The sequence below is a fragment of the Dyella sp. C11 genome, assembly GCF_003121485.1.
Lineage (GTDB): Bacteria > Pseudomonadota > Gammaproteobacteria > Xanthomonadales > Rhodanobacteraceae > Dyella.
Genome location: NZ_QAVX01000001.1, coordinates 471,918 through 495,914 on the forward strand (window position 1 = coordinate 471,918; position 23,997 = coordinate 495,914).

The following is a 23,997-nucleotide window of genomic DNA, read 5'->3' on the forward strand; positions in this document are numbered from 1 at the left end:
ATGATCTTCGACACCACCCAGGCCAAACGACGACAGGGTCCCCGCGGCAGCTTCGACATGCTGCTGGTGATCGCGCTCGTCGGTCTGGCGTGCGTCGGTGTCGTGATGGTCACCTCCAGCTCCATCGCCGTGGCGGACAGCCAGCACATCGGCGCGTTCTATTTCCTGAAGAAGCATCTGCTGTTCCTCGGCCTGGGCGCCGTGCTTGCCACGGTGGCCATGCGCACCGAGCTGAAGCTGCTGGAAAAGAACGCCTACCTGCTGCTCGCCGCCGCTGTCGTATTGCTGTTGCTGGTATTCGTGCCCGGCATCGGCATGCGCATCAACGGTGCGCGGCGCTGGCTCAACTTCCTGATCACCAGCTTCCAGCCGGTCGAGGCAGTGAAGCTGATCCTGGTCGTGTACACGGCCAGCTATCTGGTGCGCCATCGCGAGAGCGTGGAATCGAGTTTCTGGGGCTTGTTCAAGCCCATCGTGGTCGCCGGCATGTTCGTGGTCTTGCTGCTGCTGCAGCCGGACTTTGGTTCGGCCACGCTGATGATCGCCGTCACCATTGGCATGATCTGGATGGGCGGCGCCAATCCGGTGTTCCTTGGCGGCATGGGTCTGCCGGTGGTGGCGTTGCTGTGGTTCGTGGCGAAGTTCGAGCCCTACCGCATGCGTCGACTGACTTCGTTCGTCGATCCGTGGGCCGATCCATTCAACGATGGTTTCCAGCTCACGCAGTCGCTGATGGCTATCGGTCGTGGCGAGTGGACCGGCGTGGGCCTGGGTTCCAGCGTGCTCAAGCTGTCGTACCTGCCTGAAGCGCATACCGACTTCATTTTCGCGGTGATCTCCGAGGAATTCGGCCTCGCCGGCATTCTGTTCGTGATGGGCTTGTTCGGCCTTGCGGTGGGGCGCGGCCTGTACCTGGGCGCCAAGGGCATGGAGATCGGCCAGCGCTTTGCCGGTTTCGTAGCCTGCGGTATCTCCATGATGATCGGCCTGCAGGCGATGGTGTCCATCGGTGTGAATCTCGGTGCGCTGCCGACCAAGGGCCTCACCCTGCCGCTGATCAGCTACGGTGGTTCGTCCATCGTGTTGACGTGCGCCATGGCGGGTGTGCTGTTGCGCACCACGTATGAAATCAATCGCGCCATCGATGCCCGCCAGATGGCGTCGCGCATGCCGGCCAACGCGGTGGCTGACGCCAACGCCGCGGCTGCGCGCGAGGCGGTGACCGCATGAGCAGCCAGAAGCCCGTGCTGATCATGGCCGGCGGCACCGGCGGCCACATCTTCCCCGGCCTCGCCGTGGCCGAAGCCCTGCGTGCGCAGGGCATTCCGGTCGTATGGCTGGGTGCGGAAGGCGGCATGGAAACCAAGGTGGTGCCGGCGCACGGCATCGAGCTTGTGACCGTGCCGGTCGGTGGCCTGCGTGGCAAGGGTTTGAAGACGCGCTTGATGGCGCCGCTGATGCTGGCGCGCGCACTCTGGTCGTCGCTCTCCGCACTGCGCAAGATCAATCCGCGCAGCGTGCTTTCGATGGGCGGCTACGTGGCCGGTCCCGGTGGCGTGGCGGCGCGCATCACGCATCGCCCGTTGCTGGTGCACGAACAGAATCGCGTGGCGGGCTTCACCAATCGCAAGCTCGCCGCGCATGCGCAGCGTGTGCTGGCCGGTTTCAGCGATGCGCTGCCCAATGCCGAGTGGGTCGGCAACCCGGTGCGTGGTGCGATCGCAGCGCTGCCGTCACCGCGTGAGCGCATCAGCGGCCACACGGGGCGTCCGCGCCTGCTGGTGCTTGGCGGAAGCCTCGGCGCACGCGCGCTCAACATCGCACTGCCGCAGGCGCTCGCGCTGATGTCGCCGGCGCAGCGTCCGCAGGTGCTGCACCAGTGCGGCAACCGTGGCATCGACGAGGCGCGCGCGGCCTATGCAAAGGCCAGCGTCGAGGCGCAGATCGTGCCCTTCATCGAAGACATGGCTGGCACGTACGCATGGGCTGACCTCGCGGTCTGCCGCGCTGGCGCACTGACGCTGGCTGAATTGACGGCAGCCGGACTCGGCGCCGTGCTCGTGCCATTTCCGTATGCGGTGGATGACCACCAGACCCGCAATGCCGAGGCGCTGGTCGCCGCGCATGCGGCCGAATTGATTCAGGAGAAGGATCTGGACGTACAGCAGTTGGCGCAGCGCCTGGAAGCGTTGCTGGATGATCGCGAACGGATGATTGCGATGGGCGAGGCCGCCCGCACGCTCGCCAAGCCCGATGCCGCGGACGTGATTGCCCGTGCCTGCGTGGAGGTGGCCGCATGACGCCGCGTCGCCTGCTTGCGCACGAAGACCTGATGACCACCTTCCGCCGCGTGCACTTCATCGGCATCGGTGGCGTGGGCATGAGCGGCATCGCCGAAGTGCTGCACAACCTCGGTTATGCCGTGTCCGGCTCCGACCGCTCCAACTCGCCGACCGCGCAGCGTCTGGCGAGTCTTGGCATCGTGGTACACGTGGGTCACGAAGCGGAGCACATCGGCGACGCTGACGTCGTGGTCACTTCCAGCGCGATCAAGGCCGACAATCCGGAATTGCAGGCCGCGCGCGCCGCACGCATTCCGGTGGTGCCGCGTGCGGAAATGCTGGGCGAGCTGATGCGTTTTCGCCGTGGCATCGCCATCGCCGGTACGCATGGCAAGACCACCACGACCAGCCTTGTTGCCAGCGTACTGGCTGAGGCGAATTACGATCCGACGTTCGTCATCGGCGGCCAGCTCAACGCGGCCGGCGCCAATGCGCGCCTCGGCACGGGCCAGTACATCGTGGCCGAAGCGGATGAGTCCGATGGCTCGTTCCTGATGCTCTCGCCGGTGATCGCCGCCATCACCAACATTGATGCGGATCACCTGGAGAACTACAACAACGACTTCGCCCAGGTGAAGAAAGCGTTCGACGATTTCCTGCACCGCTTGCCGTTCTACGGGCTGGCCGTGCTGTGCGTCGACGATCCGGAAGTTGCCGAGCTGGCCAAGTCGACCACGCGTCGAGTGATGACGTACGGCATCGAGACGAAGGATGCGGACGTGCGCGCGAGCAACCTCTCGCAGCACGGTTTCGAGATGCACTTCGACCTGTGGCTGCCGGGCCGCAACGACGCACTGCACGTGAAGCTCAATCTGCCGGGTCGCCATAACGTGCTCAACGCCCTGGCTGCCGCCACCATCGGCTGGCAGCTGGGTGTGGAAGCCGAAGCCATCGCGCGCGCGCTGGAAGCGTTCCAGGGCGTGGGTCGTCGCTTCCATCGCCGCGGTGAAGTCGCGCTGGATAAAGGTGCGGCGTTGCTGGTCGATGACTACGGCCATCACCCGCGCGAACTCGCCGCCGTGTTTGCCGCCGCGCGTGGCGGTTGGCCGGATCGCCGCCTCGTTGTGGGTTTCCAGCCGCACCGATACAGCCGTACGCGCGATCTGCTGGACGATTTCGCCAACGTATTGGCCGAAGCCGATGTGCTGGTGCTGACCGAAGTCTATGCAGCCGGTGAAACGCCGATCGCGGGCGCCGATGGTCGCGCGTTGGCGCGCGCCGTGCGTGCTCGCGGCAAGGTGGATCCGGTGCTGATCGATCATCCGCGCGATCTGAAAGACACGCTGCCCGCGCTGGTGCGCGACGGTGATCTGGTGCTGCTGCTGGGTGCTGGCGATATCGGCGCAGCAGCAGTCGAGCTGGCGAATGCCGGCAACTTGAGGACAGGAAGTCTCCCTCGCCCATCCACATGGCCCGCGCCGGGAGCTGTTGGCCCGCAGGGCAAGGAAGAATGAGTGAGTGTATGTCGATACACGATCGAATGATGACGCAGTCCTGGGGGCCAACAGACCCGGCCCGAAGGGTTGCTTTCCTGCGGCTGCCAGACGGCGCCGCGCGATTTGGCTTGGCCACCGGCCAAGCCTGCATCACACAACACCATCTGGCAGCCGCAGGAAAGCAACGCGGGCCATGTGGATGGGCGAGGGAGACTTCTAGGTGAGCAAGACGATTACCGATCCCGCACAGTTTGGCCGCGTCGCCGTCGTCATGGGCGGCAGCTCGGCCGAGCGTGAGGTGTCGCTGGATTCCGGCCGCAACGTGCTGGCCGCGCTGCAGGCGCGCGGCGTGGATGCGCATGCCATCGATGGCATCCCCGCGTTGCTCGATGCCGTGCGCGCAGGCCACTTCGCGCGCGTGTTCAACATCCTGCATGGCGGTGGCGGCGAGAACGGCGAGCTGCAGGGCGCCCTGCAATCGCTGCGCATTCCGTTCACGGGCTCGGGCGTGCTGGGTTCGGCGCTGTCGCTCGACAAGATCCGCGCCAAGCTGGTGTGGCAGTCGCTCGGGCTGCCCACGCCGAAATTCAAGGCGCTGCCGCGCGGTGCCGATGTGCACGCGGCTGCTCGCGAAATCGGCTTCCCGCTGATCGTGAAACCTGCGTGGGAAGGCTCCAGCGTCGGTGTCTCGCGCGTGTTCAAGGAAGAAGACCTCGACGAGGCCGTGGCACTGGCGCAGCGCTATCCCGGCGACATGCTGATGGAAACGCTGATCGAAGGTGGCGAGTACACCGTAGGCATTCTCGATCGCCAGGTGCTGGCCACCATCAACATCGTGCCCAAGGGCGAGTACTACGACTACAACGCCAAGTACATCGCAGAAGACACGCAGTACATCTGCCCGGGTCTGCGCGGTGACGACGAGCGCGAGATGCAGGAACTGGCCCTGCGCGCGTTCGACGCGCTGGCCTGTTCCGGCTGGGGTCGCGTTGACGTGATGCGCGACAGGCAAGGCCGCAACTGGCTGCTGGAAGTGAATACGGCGCCGGGCATGACCTCGCATTCGCTGGTGCCCAAGGCGGCCGCCGTCGCGGGTATCGATTACGAGACGCTGTGCTGGCGCGTGCTGGAAACCAGCTTCCGGGAGGGCGTGTGAGGGGAGCCGTTCGCCTCGTTGCCTGGGTTTTGGCCATCGCGCTCGTGGCACTGCCGATCGTCGGCGTGCTGCGCGGATGGTTTGCGGCCAATCGTTGGCCCGTGACCCAGTTGACGGTGCAAGCCGAGTTCAAGCATGTGACCGAGGATGAACTCCGTTCGGTCGTCATGCCGCGCCTCGGCAAAGGTTTCTTCGCGCTCGACATCGACGGCGTGCAGAAGGCCGTCGCCACGCTGCCGTGGGTGGAATCGGTGGAGGCGCGCAAGCGCTGGCCCGACACGCTGATCCTGCGCATCTACGAGCGCCAACCGTTCGCGCGCTGGAACGAGAAGCAACTCATCAGCCGTCAGGGCCTGGTATTCGATGTGCCGGATGTATCGGCCAACACCGATCTGCCGGATCTGCGTGGCCCCGATTCACGCCTGGCCGAAGTGGTGAGCTTTTATGCGGAAACGCAGAAGGCGTTCGTCAACACCAAATTGAAAATCACCGGCGTCGCGCTCACCGAGCGTGGCAGCTGGAGCCTCACCACGAGCAGCGGTGCGCAAATCGTCGTCGGCGATCGCGAACAGGCGGGCCGTCGCCTGCGCCGCTTCCTCGATGTCTACCCACAGCTCATGGCAGGCCACGCTGATGGCTTTGCCTATGCCGATCTTCGTTACACCAATGGATTTGCCGTTCGATGGCCGCCCCAGGCGAGCACCGTGAACGCTGGAGGCTCACCCCGCACATGAAGACCAAGAACGACAAGCAACTGGTGGTCGGCCTCGACATCGGCACCTCGAAAGTGGTGGCGATTGTTGGCGAGTACGAACCCGGTGAGCCGATCGAAGTGATCGGTATCGGCACGCACGTGTCGCGCGGCATGAAGCGCGGCTCGGTGGTGGATATCGAATCCACCGTCCACTCCATCCAGCGCGCCGTGGAAGAGGCGGAGCTGATGGCGGGCTGCGATATCCGCTCGGTCTACGCCTCCATTTCCGGCAGTCACCTGGAAACCAAGAACTCGCACGGCACCGCGGCCATTCGCGACCGCGAAGTCATGCCGAGCGACCTGGACCAGGTGCTCGAAGCGGCCAGCGCCGTGGCCATCCCGGCCGACCGCAAGGTTCTTTATAAAGAGTCACAGGAATATCGCATTGACGGCCAGGACGGCATCCGTTCGCCCGTGGGCATGAGCGGCGTGCGCCTGGAAGCGAGCGTGCACCTGGTGACCGGTGCCGCGGCGGCGATCCAGAACATCAGCAAGTGCATCCAGCGTTGCGGCCTTACCGTGGACGAACTTGTGCCGTCCGCCGTGGCCAGCGCCAAGTCGGTGCTGACCGACGACGAGCGTGAGCTGGGCGTGTGCCTGGTCGACATCGGCGCGGGTACCACGGATATCTCCATCTATACGCAGGGCGCGATCCGCTACACCAAGTCGCTGCCGGTGGGTGGCGACCAGGTGACCAACGACATCGCCTATGGCGTGCACACGCCGACCGCGCACGCCGAGGAAATCAAGATCAAGTACGCCTGCGCGCTGGCGCAGCTGGCGCACGCGGAAGAAACCATCCAGGTGCCGAGCGTGGGCGATCGTCCGCCGCGTCGTCTTGCGCGCCAGTCGCTCGCGCAATCGGTGCAGGCGCGGTACGAGGAAATCTTCGAGATGGTGCAGGACGAACTGCGCCGTTCGGGCTACGAGAGCCTGGTTGCCGCAGGCGTGGTGCTCACCGGTGGTGCGTCGCGCATGGAAGGTGCGCTGGAGCTTGCCGAAGAGATCTTCCACAAGATGGTGCGCATCGGCGTGCCGCAGCATATCTCGGGCCTGGGCGAGGTCATCGCCAATCCGCTGCATTCCACCGGCGTCGGCCTGTTGCTGCATGGCTCGCGTTCCGGCGGCATGCGCGTGAGCGGACCCAGCGGCGGCAGCGTGGGCGGCCTGGTCGACAAATTGCGTGGCTGGATTACCAAGAATTTTTGATTTGGGCAGGGCATGAGGCCTGGCCAGGACGAATGGATGTTCGTCCACCACCTCGGGGCGACAGGAACGTCAGCACCCGCGGTTACAACGACAACGATGCTCTACGGAGGACGGGAAATGTTTGAACTGATCGAAAAACTCGCACCCAATGCAGTAATCAAGGTCATCGGCGTGGGCGGCGGCGGCGGTAATGCCGTGGCACACATGCTCAATGCAAACATCGAAGGCGTCGAGTTCGTCGTCGCCAACACCGATTCGCAGGCGATGAAGAGCTGCGGTTCGCGTCAGCACCTGCAGCTGGGTGCCAACGTGACCAAGGGTCTGGGCGCCGGCGCCAACCCGGAAGTGGGCCGTCAGGCCGCACTGGAAGACCGCGAGCGCATCGAGGAAATGCTCGAAGGCGCGGACATGGTGTTCATCACCGCCGGCATGGGTGGCGGTACCGGCACGGGCGCAGCCCCGGTCGTGGCCCAGCTCGCCAAGGAAAAGGGCATCCTCACGGTCGCGGTGGTTACCAAGCCGTTCCCGTTCGAAGGTCGTCGCCGCATGCAGGTGGCCGCCAAGGGCATTGAAGACCTGTCCCAGCACGTCGATTCGCTGATCACCGTGCCGAACGAAAAGCTGCTGTCGGTGCTGGGTCGCGAAGTGACGCTTCTTAATGCGTTCAAGGCCGCCAACGACGTGCTGCTCGGCGCCGTGCAGGGCATTGCCGACCTGATCACCGCCCCGGGCCTGATCAACGTCGACTTCGCCGACGTGCGCACCGTGATGTCCGAAATGGGCATGGCCATGATGGGTTCGGGCACCGCCCGTGGTGATGACCGCGCGCAGGCTGCTGCCGAGGCCGCCATCAACAACCCGCTGCTGGAAGACGTCAATCTCAACGGCGCCTGCGGCATCCTGGTGAACGTCACCGCCGGTCCGAACCTGACCATGCGCGAATTTGACGAGATCGGCCGCATCATTCACGACTTCGCCAGTGAAGACGCCACCGTGGTCATGGGTACCTCCCTGGATCCGGAAATGCAGGACGACGTGCGCGTCACGGTCGTGGCCACCGGCCTCAACCGCGCCGTGGCTCGCCAGCCGCAGCGTCCGGTGGTCGCCCAGCAGGTGGAAATGCGCCAGCGTCCGCGCCCGGTCGTACTGCGTACCGGCACCGGTAATGAAGTGGTCGATTACGCCCAGCCGGAAGTCACCACGACCAGCCGCGTCGAGACCACCAGCCAGGCCAAGAGCGCCGATCCGAGCTTCGACTACCTGGACATCCCGGCCTTCCTGCGTCGCCAGGCCGACTGAGACAGCTGACTGGGCAAATAATTTGAAGAAAAATTGAACAAATCGCCGGTTTCACTTGTCAGTAACGAATCGTGCATGGGATTCGTCTGATTGAAGCCCTTGCCCGAGCCCGCTTTGCCGCCCTTTCGGGGGCGGAAAGTGGCTTGGTTGACGCTGCGCCGGCGCTCGTTCTTGAGATGTAGGGCCATGCTTCATGGATGAGCATGACCGGGCCAGATTCATTTTTGGCTTGGTCCGACGCCCCGAGACCGGATCCCGTCCCGGTCCGGGGCGTTGCGCTTCAGTCAAGCCATTGAAAATGCTTGGAAAAATGCTGATCACCCCACGAACGGAATAAGTTCGTGAATGAAAGGAGCATGAAAGGGTGAACAGTGTGTGTGGCGCGGATCGCCTTTTCACAGGTTAAGACTGTGTTAGCATCCGTTCCCTAAATTGGCTGCTGCCCCTTACAGGTACCAAAAAAATGATCAAGCAGCGTACGCTCAAGAACATCATTCGCGCCACAGGCGTCGGTCTGCATACCGGCGACAAGGTGTACATGACGCTTCGCCCCGCTGCCCCGAATACGGGCATCGTGTTTCGTCGTACCGATCTGAATCCGCCGGTCGAAATCAACGCTCGTCCCGACAATGTCGGCGATACGCGTCTGTCGACCACGCTCGTCAACGGCGACGTGCGTGTTTCCACGGTGGAACATCTTCTTTCCGCGATGGCGGGCCTGGGCATCGACAATGCCTACGTCGACCTGTCGGCTCCTGAAGTGCCGATCATGGACGGCAGCGCTGGTCCCTTCGTGTTCCTGCTGCAGTCGGCAGGCATCGAAGAGCAGAACGTCGCCAAGCGCTTCATCCGCATCAAGAAGCCGATCAAGGTGCAGGATGGCGACAAGTGGGCCAGCTTTGAGCCGTTCGAAGGCTTCAAGGTTGGCTTCTCGATCGAGTTCAATCACCCGATCATCAGCAAGCGCACCTCGCGCGCTGAAATCGACTTCTCCACGACCTCGTTCGTGAAGGAAGTGAGTCGCGCCCGCACCTTCGGTTTCATGCGCGACATCGAAATGCTGCGCGAACACAACCTGGCGCTCGGCGGTTCGATGGACAACGCCGTGGTGCTCGACGACTACCGCGTGCTCAACGAAGACGGCCTCCGTTACGAAGACGAGTTCGTGAAGCACAAGATCCTCGACGCGATCGGCGATCTGTACCTGCTGGGCCACAGCCTGGTCGGTGCGTACTACGCCCACAAGTCGGGCCACGAGCTCAACAACAAGCTGCTGCTTACCCTGCTGGCCGATGCTTCGGCCTGGGAAGAGGTCAGCTTTGCGGACGATCCGGCCACCTCGCCGATCTCCTACGCCCACCCGGCACAGGCCATCTGATCGACGGGCGATTCGCTAAGTCCTTCACAAGCCTGAACAAACTGAACGGCCGCGGCCCAAAGACGCGGCCGTTTGTTTTGTGATATACCTCGCCCCTTCCATTGGCAGCTGTTCACGTATTGATGACATCGGGGTCTGTCACGTTCGTGGGGGCATGGTATAAACCCGTCAGTGCCGACCGAAGGGCCGGTGCAGGGGATGTACCGCCATGGGGTGCGCCGGAACCTGGTCTCAGCGGGTTTCGTCGGCAGAGGAATCAGAAGTTTCGGCGACGGACGCCAGCTCGAGGAACAGTTCCCGTAATTCGGGGTCTGTGGTTGAGGCTGCTGCGACTCTCAGGTGAGAGGCGGCAGCTGGCGAAAGCGGTTTTGACCGATCCGGCACGTTTTCTGTCGGTGGTTGGGGGGCCACTTTCACGGTGACTGAACTGGCGTACGTGCCTACGGCGCGTGCGGTCGAGAGGATTTGCGTCTGGAGAAGGCGCAGCCTGGCGGCCAGAGCCGGCGAGGGAGCCAGAAAAACGAGGCGGCCGTCTTGCAGGTTGGCGAAACGAACCTGCTCGCGGAGTGGTGACGGTAACGTCTGGCGCAGTGCGCGATCCAACGCGTCGAGCGCGCGGGCCTTTTTGGCCAGCGACGCTACGGGGCCGTATTCGGTAATGGCCTTCAGGCCGGAACCGGTGCGGCGAGAGGGTTTTGGATCATCGCGCTGCATGGATGCCGACATCTTCTGACGTAGAAAAGCATGCAAATCATACTTGTGTCCCGCACCAAAAAGGTGCCGAAAACATTGAATCTCGCGGACCGGCGGCTGCGATTCCGCCTGTTCGGCGCCGTCGCTGCGGCCATCCTGGGATGCGCGGGATTGGGCGGAGCGATCGCCATGGCCGTGGCCAGTCCGCATGACCGCGCGCTCACCGAAATCCGCCGACTGCGCCAGCAGGTACAGCAGCAGAACGAGCAGCTTGCGGGCATTCGTAAAGACTCGCAGCGCGACATCGATGCGCTGGCCGTGAAGCTGGGTCAGCTCCAGGCGCAGTCCACCCGCCTCAACGCCCTCGGCGAACGCCTGACCCAGGTTGGCAAGCTCGACGACGGCGAGTTCAACTTTGACGAGCAGCCTGCCGTCGGTGGTGTGGAGGATTTGTCGGATAGTGGTTATGCGCTTCCGCAAAATCTCGATATCAGCATCAACCAGTTGGCCAACCAGTTCGACAGCCAGCAAGCCCAGCTCCAGGCGCTCCAGAGCCTGCTGCTCGACGCCAAGATCGAGTCCAATCTCAAGCCCACCGGCATGCCGGTCGAAGGCTACATTTCCTCTTATTTCGGTGGTCGCCCTGATCCGTTCAGCGGTCACGCCGCCTATCACACCGGTCTGGATATCTCCGCGCCCAAGGGCACGCCGGTTCATGCTGTCGCCGAGGGCATGGTTACCTATGCCGGCGAGCGTACCGGCTATGGCGAGGTCATCGAGATCGACCATGGCAACGGCTACATGACCCGCTATGCGCACAACAGCAAGCTGGAAGTCAGCCCGGGCCAGCGTGTGCACGTGGGTGACGTGGTCTCCGAGGCCGGGTCCACCGGGCGTTCGACGGGATCTCACGTCCATTTCGAGGTCTGGTACAAGGGCCGCGTGGTCAATCCGCTGGCTTTCGTGAAGAACCATCGCTGAACCGGCGCGGGGGCCGCTGGCGGCACCCTTGAAAGCCTTCGGGCACGCCGCCACTCCAAGATCGGGACGATGATCGGGGGAGTCCGCGAAGTTCGCCGATACGGGAATTTCGTCGTTGCAGGGCCAGCCGGCGCCTGCGGTGGCGTGGCGTTTGGGATAGCCCGCCGACCCTAGTATCATCAATCCTTTCGTCCTGCCCGGGTTTGCCGGGTAGGCGGTTCATGAATCCTGATCCGGAAGATCGATGCTCAACCGTGCCCTGACGAGCCTTTTCGGTAGCCGCAACGAACGCGTGCTGCGCCAGCTCTCCAAGAATGTCGCGCGCATCAATGCGCTGGAACCCGAGTTCGAGAAGCTGAGCGACGAGGCGCTGCGCGCCAAGACGGACGAGTTCAAGCAGCGCGTCGCCGGTGGCGAGTCGCTGGACAAGATCCTGCCGGAAGCGTTTGCCGTCGTGCGCGAAGGCGCCAAGCGCGTGCTCGGCATGCGCCACTACGACGTGCAGCTGATTGGCGGCATGGTGCTGCATTCGGGTCGCATTGCTGAAATGCGCACGGGTGAAGGCAAGACCCTGGTGGGCACTTTGCCGGTGTACCTCAATGCCCTGGAAGGCAAGGGCGTGCACGTCGTCACCGTCAACGACTACCTGGCGCGCCGCGACTCGGCGCAGATGGGCAAGCTCTACGGCTTCCTCGGCCTGACCACCGGCGTGGTGTGGCCGGGCATGGATCACGCCGACAAGCACGTGGCGTACAAGGCCGACATCACCTACGGCACCAACAACGAATTCGGTTTCGACTACCTGCGCGACAACATGGCGCTCAGCAAGGACCAGCGCTATCAGCGCGGCCTGCACTACGCCATCGTCGACGAGGTGGACTCCATCCTGATCGATGAAGCGCGTACGCCGCTGATCATTTCCGGTCCGGCAGAAGATTCCCCGCAGCTGTACATCGCGGTGAACAAGATCGTCCCGAAGATGATCCGCCAGGAAAAGGAAGACAGCGCCGGCGATTACTTCGTCGACGAAAAGCAGAAGCAGGTGCACCTGTCCGAAGAGGGCATGTCGCACGCCGATGAGCTGCTGCGCCAGGCGGGCGTGATCGACGAAGACAGCGGCCTGTACGACTCCAAGAACCTGGCCGTCGTGCATCACCTGAATGCGGCGTTGCGCGCCAATGCCATCTATCACCGCGACGTCGATTACATCGTGCGCGACGGCGAAGTGGTCATCGTGGACGAATTCACTGGCCGTACGCTGGCGGGTCGTCGCTGGTCCGATGGTTTGCACCAGGCCGTGGAAGCGAAGGAAGGCGTGCCGATCCAGCGCGAGAACCAGACGCTCGCCACGATCACCTTCCAGAACCTCTTCCGCATGTACAAGAAGCTGGCCGGCATGACCGGTACGGCCGATACGGAAGCCTACGAATTCCAGCAGATCTACGGCTTGGAAGTGGTGGTCATTCCCACCCACAAGCCGATGATCCGCCAGGACAACCCCGACATGGTTTTCCTTGGCCAGCAGGCCAAGTACAACGCCGTGATCGAGGACATCAAGGACTGCAACAAGCGCGGTCAGCCAGTGCTGGTGGGTACCACTTCCATCGAGGTGTCCGAGCTGCTGTCGAACCTGCTGCGCAAGGAAAAGATTCCGCACGAAGTGCTAAACGCCAAGCAGCACGAGCGCGAAGCGCACATCGTGGCTCAGGCGGGCGCACCGGGCTCGGTGACCATTGCTACCAACATGGCCGGTCGCGGTACCGACATCGTGCTGGGCGGCAGCCTGGAAGCTGCGTTGGCTGCGTTGCCGGAAACGGCAACCGATGCCGATCGCGCCAAGGCCAAGTCCGAGTGGAAGAAGCTGCACGAGAAGGTGCTCGCTTCGGGTGGCCTGCACATTGTCGGTACGGAGCGTCACGAGTCGCGTCGTATCGACAACCAGCTGCGCGGTCGTTCCGGTCGCCAGGGTGACCCGGGATCGTCGCGTTTCTACCTGTCGCTGGAGGACAACCTGCTGCGTATCTTCGCCGGCGATTGGGTCGGCCGCTGGATGCGCATGTTCGGCATGAAGGAAGAAGACGCGCTGGAAGACCGCATGGTCAGCCGCCAGATCGAAAAGGCGCAGCGCAAGGTCGAGCAGCACAACTTCGACATCCGCAAGCACCTGCTTGAGTTCGACGACGTGGCCAACGACCAGCGCAAGGTGATCTACAGCCAGCGCGACGAACTGCTGGTGGTCGACGATGTGTCCGATGCCATTGCCGACATTCGCGATGACGTGGTCACCGGTGTGGTGCGTCGCTACGTTCCGCACGACAGCATCGACGAGCAGTGGGACCTCGCCGGCCTCGATCGCGAACTGGAAAGCGAATTCGGCTTGTCGATGGACCTGAAGTCGTGGGTCGACCAGCAGCACGAGATCGACGACAAGATGATCCTCGAGCATGTGCGCGAGGGCGTGGATCAGCTGTTCAAGAACAAGGAACAGCAGATCGGCACGGAGACCATGCGTCAGCTCGAGAAGCACATCATGCTCAGCGTGGTGGACAACGCGTGGAAGGAACACCTGGCCAGCATGGATTACCTGCGCCAGGGCATCTACCTGCGCGGCTATGCGCAGAAGCAGCCCAAGCAGGAGTTCAAGCGCGAGTCGTTCGAGCTGTTCTCCAGCATGCTCGATCGCATCAAGGCCGAAGTGGTGCAGATGCTTGCCCGCGTGCGCGTGCGCAGCGAAGAAGAAGTCGCTGCCATGGAAGCCGAGCAGCAGCGCCTGGCCGAACGCCTGCAGCGCCAGATGCTGGCAAGCGGCGGCGGTGCGCCGGTGGCCGCGCTGGGTGCGGATGCGGAAGCCGTGGCGGCTGGCAGCATGGGCGCACCCGTGGGTGTTCCGGATCAGGACGGTCCGCGCGTGGGCCGCAACGACCCTTGTCCCTGCGGCTCCGGCAAGAAGTACAAGCATTGCCACGGCCAATTGAGCTAAAAAGAAACCCCGCCTTGGCGGGGTTTTTTTTGGATGGTGTCGGCAGGTTTTCACCGGCGGAGAAGAGGCTGTCAGTCTCCGCCCGGGACACGCTTGCGATAGGGTTCGGCATCCACCGTGATGTATTGCGGTTCCTCGGTATCCAGGCGCAGCGCGGTGAGCTTCCCGCCCCACACGCAACCGGTGTCGATGGCGTAGATGCCCATGCCCGCAAAACGACCCAGTGCCGACCAGTGACCGCACACGATGCGCGTTTCGCGCCGACGCATGCCCGGCACTTCGAACCACGGATACATGCCCGGCTTCTGTGTGCCGGGAATACCCTTGCTTTCGAAGTCGATGCGGCCCTGCACGTCGCAGTAGCGCATGCGCGTGAGCGTGTTGATCGATGCGCGCATGCGTTCGACGCCCTGCAGGCGACTGCTCCACGCTGCGGGTCGATTGCCGAACAGATTCTTCAGCAGGCGCGGATGACGCGGGCCGCCGAGCTCGCGCTCGATTTCCTGCGCCGAGCGTTGCGCCTGGCGAAGCGTCCACATGGGCGCGAGGCCCGCGTGCACCATCGTCCAGTTGAGTTGCTCGTCGTGGTGCAGCAGCTTTTGCGAGCGCAGCCATTCCAGCAGCACGGGCGCATCGTCGGCGAACAGCACTTCGCGCAGTTCGGGGTTTACCTTCGACTGTGCTTCGGGGCGTCGCTGGGCGATGGCCAGGAGGCTCAGGTCGTGGTTGCCCAGCGTGACGATGGATTGCTCGCGCAGGCCATGGATGAACCGCAACGTCTGCAGTGACTGGCCGCCGCGATTGACCAGGTCGCCGCAGAACCACAGCCGGTCGCTGGCGGGATCAAAGCGGATCTTGTCGAGCAGGCGTTGGAGTTCGGGATAGCAGCCTTGCACATCGCCGATTGCGTACGTAGCCATCAGTGCAGGGTACGCGGAATCGAGAGCGTGAATGCCGGGATCGGCGCCTCGAAATGGGTGCCATCATCGGCCAGCATCTGATAGCTGCCCTGCATGATGCCCACCGAGGTTTCGAGCACGGCGCCCGAGGTGTACTCGTATTCGTCGCCTGGTCGGATCCACGGCTGCTCGCCGACCACGCCTTCACCGCTGACTTCCTCGACCTTGCCGTTGGCGTCGGTGATGATCCAGTGGCGGGTCAGCAGGCGCGCGGGAACGTCGCCCGCGTTGTGCAGCGTAATGGTGTAGGCGAAAACATAGCGGTTGTCGCCGGGACGGGATTGGTCGGGGACAAAGCGGGGTTCGACCTGCACGTCGATCGTGTAGGAAGATCTTTCATTCATGCCCCGATTGTACGGGTTGTCGCTACGCATGGGTGAAGCTTGCGGGCACGTGGCTGAACCGGAAAGCTGTCCGGATGGCCATCTGCCGATCAGGCGATCGGGACGCGGGCCAGTCGCACGTAGTCGTGAGGTGAAAGCGTTTCCGCTCGGGCCTTGGGGTCGACGTCCGCCGCCATGATCGATGCGCTGTCCATGACGTTCTTCAGCGCGTTGCCGAGTGTCTTGCGCCGCTGCGCGAATGCCGCCTTCACGATGGCGTGGATGCGTTCGGGGTCAGCATCGGGCAGCTGATCGGGGCCGAGCGGAATCAAGCGCACGACGGCGGAATCCACCTTCGGCGGCGGTCGAAACGCACCGGGCGGCACCACGAACAGCGGCTCCACGCGGCAAGCCAATTGCAGCATGACGGACAGACGCCCGTAGACCTTGCTGCCCGGTTCGGCGGCCATGCGATCCACCACTTCCTTCTGCAGCATGAAGTGCATGTCCTGGATGGCGCGCGCATGCTCCACGCAGTGGAACAGGATGGGGCTGGAGATGTAGTACGGCAGGTTGCCGGCGACGCGCAGGCGCTCCACGCCATGGCGATGCGCGAGCGCGGTGAAATCCACCTTCAGCACGTCCGAGTGGATGATGCTCAGCTCACCCACGCTGGCGGCGCGCGCCTGCAGGTCGGGAATCAGGTCGGTATCCAGTTCGATCGCGGTGAGCTTGCCGGCTGCGGCGAGCAGCGGCAGCGTGAGCGCGCCTTCGCCGGGGCCGATCTCCACGACGAAATCGTCGGGGCGCGGGGAAATGGCGCTGACGATGCGCTCGATATAGCGCTTCTCGTGCAGGAAGTGCTGGCCGAAACTCTTCTTGGGACGTGCGTTCATGACTTTCCTTGCGGGGCGGCGCGCTGGCGCGCCACCAGATCGAGCGCCATCGTCGCTGCGGCGATCAGGCTGGAGGGATCGCCGCGCCCGGTGCCGGCCAGGTCAAGCGCCGTGCCGTGATCCACGGAGGTGCGGATAAAGGGCAGCCCGAGCGTCAGGTTCACCGTGCGATCGAACGCTTCGCTCTTGAGTACCGGCAGTGCCTGGTCGTGATACATGGCGAGTACGGCGTCATAGCGCTCGCGTTGCGACGGCACAAAGGCCGTATCGGCGGGCAGCGGTCCCAGCAGTTGCATGCCCTCGGCACGCAACGCATCGAGGGTGGGAATGATGGTGTCCAGTTCTTCGCGGCCCAGGTGTCCACCTTCGCCCGCATGCGGGTTCAGGCCCAGCACCGCGATTCGGGGTGCGCTGAAGCCGAACTTCGTACGCAGCTCGTTATGAACGATACGCAGGACGCGCACGAGTGTTTCGTGCGTGATCGCCGCCGGCACCGCCGACAACGGCAAGTGTGTCGTTGCCAGCGACACGCGCAGCTCCGGGCTCGCCAGCATCATCACCACATCGGTGCCGGCGCGATCGGCGAAGAACTCGGTGTGCCCGCTGAAGGGAATGCCCGCGTCATTGATCGAGGATTTCTGCAGCGGCGCGGTGACGACAGCCGCGTAACGCCCGGCCAGGCAACCGTCTGCGGCTTCGGCAAGCGTGGCAAGGACATGGCGGGCATTGGCCGGATCGGGATGGCCGGGCTGTTCAACGGCACCCAGCGGCAGGTGATGAAGGCGCAGTTGGCCCGGTCGTCGCTCGGGGATGTCGCTTCCATCGTCGTCGATCAATTCGATGGACGCACCGCAGCGCGCGGCAGCCCGCTCCAGCAGTCCGCGATCGGTGACCGCAACGAAATTGGCCGCCAGCGAACTGGCGGCCAATCGGATCAGGAGCTCGGGACCGATCCCCGCTGGCTCACCTGCGGTGACGGCCAGCCGGGGCAGGGTCTGGGTATTCAACGTGACCTCAGGAGGACTTCGCGCCCTGTGCCTGCTGCTCGTTGGGATCGCGCAGCTCGGGCACCAGGATGTTCACGTAGGCGCTGGAACGCATTTCGCGCAGGTAATCGTCATACACCTGCTCGGCCTTGCGGTTGCCGATGGCCTGGCGGGCCTGGGCGCGCTCGAGCTCATCGGTGCGGTCGCTCTGGCGGGTGCCCAGGCGTTCCAGGATGTGCCAGCCGGCTTCGCTCTGGAACGGCGGTGCCACCTGGTCGTCCTTCAGGTCAGCCAAGTGCTGGGCGATATTGGAGCCCCAGTCGTTCTGCATGAACCAGCCCATGTCGCCGCCATTGTTGGCGGTGGTGTCGTCCTTGGAGTTTTCCTTCGCCAGCTTGGCGAAGTCCTCGTGCTTGTTGACGATGCGGTTGTACAGGTCTTCCGCCTTCTGGTGAGCCTGCTCCGGCGTCAGCAGTTCGCTGGGACGGATCAGGATCTGGCGGGCGTGATACTCCTGCACGACCTGGCGGCTGGGTTGACGCTGCTCGATCAGCTTCAGGATGTGGAAACCCGTCGGGCCGCGCAGGGCCGGGGTGACGTCGCCGGGCTTCATGGTGCCCACGGCGTCCGCAAAGGCCGGCGGGATCTCGTCCATGCGGCGCCAGCCGAGGTCGCCGCCGTCCAGGGCGTCCTGGCCGTCGGAATAGCGGATGGCAGCCGCGTGGAAATCCATGCCGCCCTTGATGGCATCGGTGGCCTGGGTGGCCTTGTCCTGCGCCGCCTTGATGTCGGCGGCGCTGGCGCCGGCCGGCAGGCTGATCTGGATGTGGGCCAGGTGGACTTCGCCCGCCTTGTAGGAGGGGCTGGCCAGCATGTTGTTGATTTCGCTATCGGTGATGCTCACCTGGTCGCGAATCACGCTGTCATGCAGGCGCTGGGCGACCAGCTGGTCCGACAGCTGGCGGCGGAAGGCGGCAAAGCTGTTGCCGTCGGCTTCCACGGCAGCGCGCAGCTGTTCCGGGGTCATGTGGTTCTGCTGGGCCACGGCGTTGACGGCCTGGTCCACATCGGCGTCGGACACGCGCACGCCCTGGTCATCGGCGCGCTGCACCTGCAGCTTCATAAGGATCAGGCGGTCCAGCACCTGGCGGCGCAGCACGTCCATCGGGGGCAGCTGGCCCGGGTTGCTGGCGTACTGCTGCTGGACCGAACGTACGGCCTCGTTCAGCTCGCTCTGGAGGATCACCCCTTCGTCCACCACCGCCACGATACGGTCAAGCGACTGGTCACCCTGCTGTGCCTGGGGCAGCAGCTGGGCTTGGGCGGGCAGGGCGGTCGCGGTGGCGACCGCGAGCAAGAGAATCGCGAAAGGCTGCTTCATCAGTCCGGGGCCTTCAATCGCCGAGGGCGACAGGGAAGTTATTGATAACCAAGAATACCATTGCGCAGGGTGTTTTCCGACTGACCGGTAAATCCACCCATGCCCTTGAATTCCACTTCCAGCATGATCGCCGTGTTGGCCGAACCCAGCTGCGTGGTGAAATCGTAGGTATTCACGTAATGGCGCCCGATCAGCTTCAGCGCGACGCAGCAGCTGTCGTACTCCACGCCGGCGTCGGCTTCCACGGTCTTCTTGTCCAGCACCGAATAGGTCCAGTGACCGATCAGGCGCCAGCGGTCGGAGACCGGATAGACCATGGAAGCGTCATATTGTTCCAGCATGGGCGTGGTGCTGCCCGGGTACCGGCGATAGCGGTAGGAGAAGTTGAGGATGCCATCGGTCTTGATGCGCATCTGCAGCGAGACAGCGCCAAGGTCGGTAAGGCGGGTGTTGGGGTTCCACTGGTATTGCGTCATCACCTTCCAGTCGTCGTTGAGCTGGGTGGTGAGGTCGAGCACGTAGTCGGAGCCTGACCAGTTGGTGGGCGGGGTGACCGTGTTCACGCCATTGGGCTGCTGTACGCGCTGCTGGCTGAAGTAACGGATCTGGCCGAAATCTGCCGACAGCCGCTCCACGCCGTTGTCGTCCAGCAGTCGCGTGGTCAACAACGCACTGAGGTTGTTCGCGTTCATCTGGCGGTCCGCACCCGAATACGTGTTCGGCGTGAACAGCTCCCACGTGTCGAACGACATCAAGGTCGTGTCGAACAACGGAATGTTGTTCTGGTTGCGATACGGCACGTACAGGTAGTACAGGCGCGGTTCCAGCGTCTGCGTGTAATTGGTGCCGAACAACGACGTGCTGCGGTCGAAGATCAGGCCGCTATCAATACTGGTGATGGGCAGCGAGCGGGTTGGCGAGCCGCTGGTGTAGGGAGAAGGCGTACCTGCCGGCAGCAATTCCGTCAGGCCGTTGCTGTAGCCGTACTGCTGGTAATTCCCAATCAGGTCGTACGCCGTGTAGCGATAGGCGACGCGCGGTTTGACGAACCAGTACGAGCCACGGAAATCCCCCTGGATGTAGGGATACAGGTCCAGGCGATTGCCTTCGACGGAATCTTCCTTGCGGAATGCGACGGCTTCGGTGTTGGCACCGACGTCCAGCCAGTTGTTGATGGGGTAGTCGATGTTGAAGGTTGCACGCGGCCACCGCTTGTACTGGACGGTGAAGTCAGGCAGCGAATAGTCGACGTTCTGGTAGTAGTCGGCGCCGAAGCTGGCGTTCCAGTACGCCTTGTCCCAGCGGCCTGCACCATTGATGTAGGCGGACGAAACGAGCTGGCTGATCGATGAGGTGTACAGATCATTACCAAAATCACGTAGGTAGTTCTGGTCCGACGTCAGGTTGATCGACGTATTGAAGGACCAGGGGCCGTAGATTTGCGTATGGTCGTTGTACTTCAGCAACCATCGATCCTTGCCCTCGGTGTTAGCGGTGCTGTCCGGATCGTTCTCGCCCTGGTCATTCGGCAAGTACTCAAAGTTGAACTGCCCCAGGCTGCCCGGTTCCAGGTAACGAAACTCACCTGCCAGCATCACGCCGCGATCCGTGTAGATACGCGGATCCAGCGTCGCGTCGTAGTTCGGCGCCAGGTTCAGGTAATACGGCGCATTGACCATGAAACCCGAGCGGCTGGAGTTGCCGATGGTCGGGGTCAGGAAGCCGCTCTTGCGGTCGTCGTTGATCGGGAACGTGAACGTGGGCAGCCAGAAGAACGGCACGTTGTAGAGGTACATGGTGGCGTCGTGCGCCACGCCCTCGCCGGTTTCCTTGTCCATGCGGATGTCCTTCGCATGGATCTCCCACACGTGGTTGCCCACGTCGCAGGTGGAGTAGGTGGCGTTGAGGTAACGGCTGCGCTGGTCGTCCAGCATCTGGCCCTGGGTGGCCACGCCGTTGCCGCGGTTCGTCAGCATCTGGTAAGCGACGTTGTCCGCGATGGCGGTGCTGGCGTTCTGGTTGCCGCGCATGTGGTCCGAGGACACCAGCTGGCCCACTTCCTGGTAGCGCACGTTGCCGCGCGCGTCGAAGTCGGTGGTGTCGTCGTTGTAGTCGGCCACGTCCGACTGGATGCGCTGGTCGGCGCGATCCACCTTCACGTTGCCTTCGAGGTGATAGATGCTCTGGTTGGAGCTGTCCACGCGCTCGGACACCACATAAGTGTTCGAGGTGTCGCGGACCGAGCTGTCCTTGCTCATGGTCGGGTCGTAGAACGACAGCATCGCGTTGGGACGACACATGTTGTAGTTCAACGGCCGGGGTGGGCAGCGGAACTGGCCCAGTGCGCAGTTCGACACCGCTGGCGTCGTCTTGGTCGCAGCGACCGCCGGCGAAGGCGGCTGGTTGGGCTCGACAGGCGCCGTGGGGCTAGGCTGGTCCAACGTCGTCTGGGCCTCGACCGGGCCACCGCACAGAGCCAGGGCAGCGGCAACCGCCAACAGGCGGCGAGGGGGCAGGTGGCGCGGAGGGAGCTTGGGCGTCACGATGGCAGTCTGTCGGCTGGGAGGCTCGTAAAACTAGCAGAAAGGCCCCATGGACGGCAGTTGGGTAGACCACCTTGCGAGAAGGAAGCGGCATGAGCGATCACAAACCCGACGCTGGCGACGACCGTTGGCGGTCCCGGCTGACGCCGCAGCAATATGCGGTGTGCCGCTGTTCGGCCACGGAGCCTCCCTTCAGTGGCAAGTGGTATCGGCACAAGGCCGCCGGGACTTACGTCTGCGTGGCTTGCCAGGCCCCGTTGTTCGCATCGGAAGCCAAGTACGACTCAGGCTCGGGTTGGCCCAGCTTTTTCCAGCCATGGATACGCAAGGCCGTGGACTTGCGGCAGGACGAAAGCCACGCCATGCGCCGCACGGAAGTGCGATGCGCGTCGTGCGAATCGCATCTTGGCCATGTGTTTCCCGATGGCCCCAAGCCCACGGGGCTGCGCTACTGCATCAATTCGGTGGCGCTGGATTTCGTTCCGGCCGGCAGCTGAGCGAGGTATCAGCCTTCCAGCAGCTCGCCCACATGGGCGGCCACGCTGGTCGACAAGGCAAGCAGGTTGTAGCCGCCTTCCATGGTCGACACCAGTCGGCCCTGGGCGTGCGAGCGTGCCACGTCCATCAGCCGTTGCGTGATCCACGCATAGTCTTCGCTGCCCAGGCGCAGATCAGCCAGGGGGTCGTTGCGGTGCGCGTCAAAGCCGGCCGACACCAGCACCAGCTGCGGCTTGAAGGCGTGCAGTCTGGGGATCAGGTCGCCTTCCCACAGCTCGCGGAATTCATACGAGCCATCACCCGGCGACAGCGGTGCATTGACGATATTGCCCACGCCATGTTCGTCCGCGCGCCCCGTTTCCGGGTACAGCGGCATCTGGTGGCTGGAGATGAAGAGCACGCGGGGTTCGCGCGCGAAGATGTCCTGCGTGCCGTTGCCGTGATGGACATCGAAGTCCGCAATGGCCACGCGCTTGAGGCCATGTTCCTTGATGGCGTGGGCCGCGCCGACCGCCACATTGTTGAACAGGCAAAAGCCCATCGCGTGGTCCGGCGTGGCGTGGTGCCCCGGCGGACGCACCGCGCAAAACGCCTTGCCGCCGTCGCTGAGCACGGCATCCACGGCAGCCACCATGGCACCTGCGGCACGCAGCGCCGCTTCGGCGGAGCCAGGCGACATCAGCGTGTCTTCGTCCAGGCGAACCGTGCCTTCCTCCGGCGTGATGGCGAGAATGCGGTCCACATGTTCGGGCGTGTGCACGCGCAATAGCTGTTCACGCGTGGCGCGCGGTGCCTCGACGCGATCGAGCGCGGCAAAACGGTCGTGGTCCAGCGCCTGCAGCACGGCACGCAGACGCGAAGGCGACTCAGGCTGCGCCGGGCCGGGATCGTGCTGCAGGCAACTCGTGTGCGTGTAGAGCCGCAGCATGGATCGTCACGCCTGGGGCTTGCGGCGGCGCTCGTGATTCCAGAGCACTTCGCCGTGGCCGCTGGCGCGCGCAAGCACGCGCGACACGACGAACAGCAGGTCCGACAGGCGGTTGAGGTAACGCTGCGCCTGCGGCCGCACTTCCTCTTCGCGACCCAGCGCAATGACCTCGCGCTCGGCACGCCGGCACACGGTGCGCGCCAGATGGCAGCACGATGCCGCCATGCCGCCGCCGGGCAGGATGAAGTCCTTCAGCGGCGGAAGCGGATCGTTGAACGCATCCAGCACCTGTTCCAGGCGCTCGATATCCGCATCGTGCACCATGGCCATGCCAGGAATGCACAGCTCGCCGCCAAGATCGAACAGGTCGTGCTGCACCTGGGTCAACGCTTCGCGCACGTCATCCGCAACACCGTTAGACGCCAGCACCATGCCGATGGTGCTGTTGAGTTCGTCCACCGTGCCGTAGGCGCCGACGCGCAGCGAATCCTTGGCGACGCGCGAACCGTCGCCCAGGCCCGTGCTGCCGTCGTCGCCGGTGCGGGTGTAGATCTTGGAGAGGCGGTTGCCCATCGTGATCAGTGCGACAGCTTGGAGGAATCAGCCTGGCCAAGCGTGCGCGACAGCTGCACCACCAGGCCGTGGACCACCAGGCCAAGCGCCACATAAAGAAGCGTGGTCTGGAGGAAGAAGCCGTACCAGTCGGTCATGTTCTCGAACCATGCGGCCACGCTGCGCGGCTGCGGCACGGTGCTGCTCAGCCAGTAGTAGCTGCCGTTGGACACCACGTAGCAGGCGAGCCAGCTCACCAGCACCGCGGCGACAGTCACGCCAGCGCCACGTGCGTTCAGGCCTGGCTTGCGGGCGGCCAGCCAGCTGCCGCCGAACCACAGGCTGGCGTACGCCGGCACGAGGAACCAGTAAGCGGCCGAAACGCAGTAGTGATCCCAGAAATTGATGCCCTGGCTGCTGATCACGATGTAGTCGAGCAGCACGGCCTCCACCATCAGCAGCGGGAAGGCCCAGCGCGCGGAGCCGCGCAGCCAGAAGCCAGCCAGGAAGAAGATGCCCCACGACGCATCCCACACATCGTGGTGGAACAGCGAAAGATGAATGCGGGTGGCGGCCATCACCGCGGCCAGGGCGATGAAAATGCCGAGGCGCTGCGTCTGCGTCTTAGCCATGAGCTGCTCCAGAAAATGTCGCGTCGAGTGCAATGGCCAAGTCTATCCCACGAACCGGCGCCAGAGGGCGC

21 protein-coding genes are annotated in these 23,997 nt (G+C 63.8%); 11 read left to right on the plus strand and 10 right to left on the minus strand.

The features are described from left to right. The 8 genes from ftsW (at position 1) to lpxC (ending at position 9,574) form a co-directional block, all read left to right on the plus strand. Positions 1 to 1,230 (plus strand): putative lipid II flippase FtsW, encoded by a 1,230-nt coding sequence (gene ftsW / locus DK366_RS02025; RefSeq protein WP_198651383.1) that lies wholly within the window; start codon positions 1 to 3, stop codon positions 1,228 to 1,230. Beyond that, positions 1,227 to 2,300, plus strand: a complete 1,074-nt coding sequence (gene murG / locus DK366_RS02030; RefSeq protein ID WP_109123825.1) for an undecaprenyldiphospho-muramoylpentapeptide beta-N-acetylglucosaminyltransferase — start codon at positions 1,227 to 1,229, stop codon at positions 2,298 to 2,300. Before ftsW ends, murG begins: the two co-directional genes overlap by 4 nt. Further along, positions 2,297 to 3,796, plus strand: coding sequence for a UDP-N-acetylmuramate--L-alanine ligase (murC, locus tag DK366_RS02035; protein WP_232820866.1), 1,500 nt, complete (start codon positions 2,297 to 2,299; stop codon positions 3,794 to 3,796). Before murG ends, murC begins: the two co-directional genes overlap by 4 nt. Before the next feature lie 202 nt (positions 3,797 to 3,998). After that, the gene (locus DK366_RS02040) at positions 3,999 to 4,934 is read left to right on the plus strand and encodes a D-alanine--D-alanine ligase (protein ID WP_109123826.1); all 936 of its coding nucleotides are present in this window, start codon (positions 3,999 to 4,001) and stop codon (positions 4,932 to 4,934) included. Next, positions 4,931 to 5,668, plus strand: coding sequence for a cell division protein FtsQ/DivIB (locus DK366_RS02045; protein WP_109123827.1), 738 nt, complete (start codon positions 4,931 to 4,933; stop codon positions 5,666 to 5,668). Before DK366_RS02040 ends, DK366_RS02045 begins: the two co-directional genes overlap by 4 nt. After that, complete coding sequence (gene ftsA / locus DK366_RS02050) at positions 5,665 to 6,897, plus strand: cell division protein FtsA (RefSeq protein WP_109123828.1); 1,233 nt, start codon at positions 5,665 to 5,667, stop codon at positions 6,895 to 6,897. The genes DK366_RS02045 and ftsA overlap by 4 nt, the downstream gene beginning before the upstream one ends. Before the next feature lie 117 nt (positions 6,898 to 7,014). Then, the gene (gene ftsZ, locus DK366_RS02055; RefSeq protein ID WP_109123829.1) at positions 7,015 to 8,196 is read left to right on the plus strand and encodes a cell division protein FtsZ; all 1,182 of its coding nucleotides are present in this window, start codon (positions 7,015 to 7,017) and stop codon (positions 8,194 to 8,196) included. Positions 8,197 to 8,659: 463 nt separating this feature from the next. Further along, positions 8,660 to 9,574 (plus strand): UDP-3-O-acyl-N-acetylglucosamine deacetylase, encoded by a 915-nt coding sequence (lpxC, locus tag DK366_RS02060; RefSeq protein WP_109123830.1) that lies wholly within the window; start codon positions 8,660 to 8,662, stop codon positions 9,572 to 9,574. Between the two features lie 231 nt (positions 9,575 to 9,805). On the opposite strand, the gene DK366_RS02065 is transcribed toward lpxC, so the two are convergent. Next, positions 9,806 to 10,288, minus strand: a complete 483-nt coding sequence (locus DK366_RS02065; protein ID WP_109123831.1) for a DciA family protein — start codon at positions 10,286 to 10,288, stop codon at positions 9,806 to 9,808. 30 nt (positions 10,289 to 10,318) lie between these two features. On the opposite strand from DK366_RS02065, the gene DK366_RS02070 reads away from it, so the two are divergent. Together DK366_RS02070 and secA are read left to right on the plus strand one after the other, a co-directional pair. After that, complete coding sequence (locus DK366_RS02070) at positions 10,319 to 11,248, plus strand: M23 family metallopeptidase (protein WP_109123832.1); 930 nt, start codon at positions 10,319 to 10,321, stop codon at positions 11,246 to 11,248. Between the two features lie 244 nt (positions 11,249 to 11,492). Further along, positions 11,493 to 14,228, plus strand: coding sequence for a preprotein translocase subunit SecA (gene secA / locus DK366_RS02075; protein WP_109123833.1), 2,736 nt, complete (start codon positions 11,493 to 11,495; stop codon positions 14,226 to 14,228). 71 nt (positions 14,229 to 14,299) lie between these two features. Here the strand turns inward: secA and DK366_RS02080 are convergent, their stop codons facing one another. The 6 genes from DK366_RS02080 to lptD all read right to left on the minus strand — a co-directional run bounded on the left by DK366_RS02080 (position 14,300) and on the right by lptD (position 21,073). After that, on the minus strand, positions 14,300 to 15,148 hold the full coding sequence (locus DK366_RS02080; protein WP_109123834.1) for a symmetrical bis(5'-nucleosyl)-tetraphosphatase: 849 nt from the start codon (positions 15,146 to 15,148) through the stop codon (positions 14,300 to 14,302). Next, positions 15,148 to 15,531, minus strand: coding sequence for a Co2+/Mg2+ efflux protein ApaG (gene apaG, locus DK366_RS02085; RefSeq protein WP_109123835.1), 384 nt, complete (start codon positions 15,529 to 15,531; stop codon positions 15,148 to 15,150). Before apaG ends, DK366_RS02080 begins: the two co-directional genes overlap by 1 nt. Positions 15,532 to 15,620: 89 nt before the next feature. Then, positions 15,621 to 16,406: a 16S rRNA (adenine(1518)-N(6)/adenine(1519)-N(6))-dimethyltransferase RsmA gene (gene rsmA / locus DK366_RS02090; protein WP_109123836.1), complete on the minus strand. Its 786-nt coding sequence runs from the start codon at positions 16,404 to 16,406 to the stop codon at positions 15,621 to 15,623. Then, a complete protein-coding gene (pdxA, locus tag DK366_RS02095) occupies positions 16,403 to 17,413 on the minus strand; it encodes a 4-hydroxythreonine-4-phosphate dehydrogenase PdxA (RefSeq protein WP_109123837.1) in 1,011 nt (336 codons plus the stop codon). Before pdxA ends, rsmA begins: the two co-directional genes overlap by 4 nt. Positions 17,414 to 17,420: 7 nt before the next feature. Further along, entirely contained in the window at positions 17,421 to 18,773 is a 1,353-nt protein-coding gene (locus tag DK366_RS02100) for a peptidylprolyl isomerase (protein WP_109123838.1), read from the minus strand. A 38-nt stretch (positions 18,774 to 18,811) separates the two neighbouring features. Beyond that, positions 18,812 to 21,073, minus strand: coding sequence for an LPS assembly protein LptD (gene lptD / locus DK366_RS02105; RefSeq protein WP_232820867.1), 2,262 nt, complete (start codon positions 21,071 to 21,073; stop codon positions 18,812 to 18,814). A gap of 335 nt (positions 21,074 to 21,408) precedes the next feature. Between lptD and msrB the strand changes: the two genes are divergently transcribed. Further along, complete coding sequence (gene msrB, locus DK366_RS02110) at positions 21,409 to 21,813, plus strand: peptide-methionine (R)-S-oxide reductase MsrB (protein ID WP_109123840.1); 405 nt, start codon at positions 21,409 to 21,411, stop codon at positions 21,811 to 21,813. Between the two features lie 8 nt (positions 21,814 to 21,821). Here the strand turns inward: msrB and DK366_RS02115 are convergent, their stop codons facing one another. The 3 genes from DK366_RS02115 to DK366_RS02125 are packed head-to-tail and all read right to left on the minus strand — an operon-like array spanning position 21,822 to position 23,926. After that, a complete protein-coding gene (locus tag DK366_RS02115) occupies positions 21,822 to 22,742 on the minus strand; it encodes a histone deacetylase family protein (RefSeq protein WP_109123841.1) in 921 nt (306 codons plus the stop codon). A gap of 6 nt (positions 22,743 to 22,748) precedes the next feature. Beyond that, positions 22,749 to 23,315: a cob(I)yrinic acid a,c-diamide adenosyltransferase gene (locus tag DK366_RS02120; protein WP_109123842.1), complete on the minus strand. Its 567-nt coding sequence runs from the start codon at positions 23,313 to 23,315 to the stop codon at positions 22,749 to 22,751. Between the two features lie 5 nt (positions 23,316 to 23,320). Continuing rightward, positions 23,321 to 23,926 carry a hypothetical protein gene (locus DK366_RS02125; protein ID WP_109123843.1) on the minus strand — a complete coding sequence of 202 codons (606 nt, stop codon included), beginning with the start codon at positions 23,924 to 23,926 and terminating at the stop codon, positions 23,321 to 23,323. Positions 23,927 to 23,997: the final 71 nt, after the last annotated feature.

Excerpts from the sequence above, each read along its gene's own strand:
- ftsW (WP_198651383.1), top strand. The coding sequence starts at position 1 with ATGATCTTCGACACCACCCAGGCCAAACGACGACAGGGTCCCCGCGGC.
- murG (WP_109123825.1), top strand. The coding sequence starts at position 1,227 with ATGAGCAGCCAGAAGCCCGTGCTGATCATGGCCGGCGGCACCGGCGGC.
- murC (WP_232820866.1), top strand. The coding sequence starts at position 2,297 with ATGACGCCGCGTCGCCTGCTTGCGCACGAAGACCTGATGACCACCTTC.
- ftsA (WP_109123828.1), top strand. The coding sequence starts at position 5,665 with ATGAAGACCAAGAACGACAAGCAACTGGTGGTCGGCCTCGACATCGGC.
- ftsZ (WP_109123829.1), top strand. The coding sequence starts at position 7,015 with ATGTTTGAACTGATCGAAAAACTCGCACCCAATGCAGTAATCAAGGTC.
- lpxC (WP_109123830.1), top strand. The coding sequence starts at position 8,660 with ATGATCAAGCAGCGTACGCTCAAGAACATCATTCGCGCCACAGGCGTC.
- DK366_RS02065 (WP_109123831.1), bottom strand. The coding sequence starts at position 10,288 with ATGCAGCGCGATGATCCAAAACCCTCTCGCCGCACCGGTTCCGGCCTG.
- DK366_RS02070 (WP_109123832.1), top strand. The coding sequence starts at position 10,319 with ATGCAAATCATACTTGTGTCCCGCACCAAAAAGGTGCCGAAAACATTG.
- secA (WP_109123833.1), top strand. The coding sequence starts at position 11,493 with ATGCTCAACCGTGCCCTGACGAGCCTTTTCGGTAGCCGCAACGAACGC.
- DK366_RS02080 (WP_109123834.1), bottom strand. The coding sequence starts at position 15,148 with ATGGCTACGTACGCAATCGGCGATGTGCAAGGCTGCTATCCCGAACTC.
- apaG (WP_109123835.1), bottom strand. The coding sequence starts at position 15,531 with ATGAATGAAAGATCTTCCTACACGATCGACGTGCAGGTCGAACCCCGC.
- rsmA (WP_109123836.1), bottom strand. The coding sequence starts at position 16,406 with ATGAACGCACGTCCCAAGAAGAGTTTCGGCCAGCACTTCCTGCACGAG.
- DK366_RS02100 (WP_109123838.1), bottom strand. The coding sequence starts at position 18,773 with ATGAAGCAGCCTTTCGCGATTCTCTTGCTCGCGGTCGCCACCGCGACC.
- lptD (WP_232820867.1), bottom strand. The coding sequence starts at position 21,073 with ATGTGTCGTCCCAACGCGATGCTGTCGTTCTACGACCCGACCATGAGC.
- msrB (WP_109123840.1), top strand. The coding sequence starts at position 21,409 with ATGAGCGATCACAAACCCGACGCTGGCGACGACCGTTGGCGGTCCCGG.
- DK366_RS02115 (WP_109123841.1), bottom strand. The coding sequence starts at position 22,742 with ATGCTGCGGCTCTACACGCACACGAGTTGCCTGCAGCACGATCCCGGC.
- DK366_RS02120 (WP_109123842.1), bottom strand. The coding sequence starts at position 23,315 with ATGGGCAACCGCCTCTCCAAGATCTACACCCGCACCGGCGACGACGGC.
- DK366_RS02125 (WP_109123843.1), bottom strand. The coding sequence starts at position 23,926 with ATGGCTAAGACGCAGACGCAGCGCCTCGGCATTTTCATCGCCCTGGCC.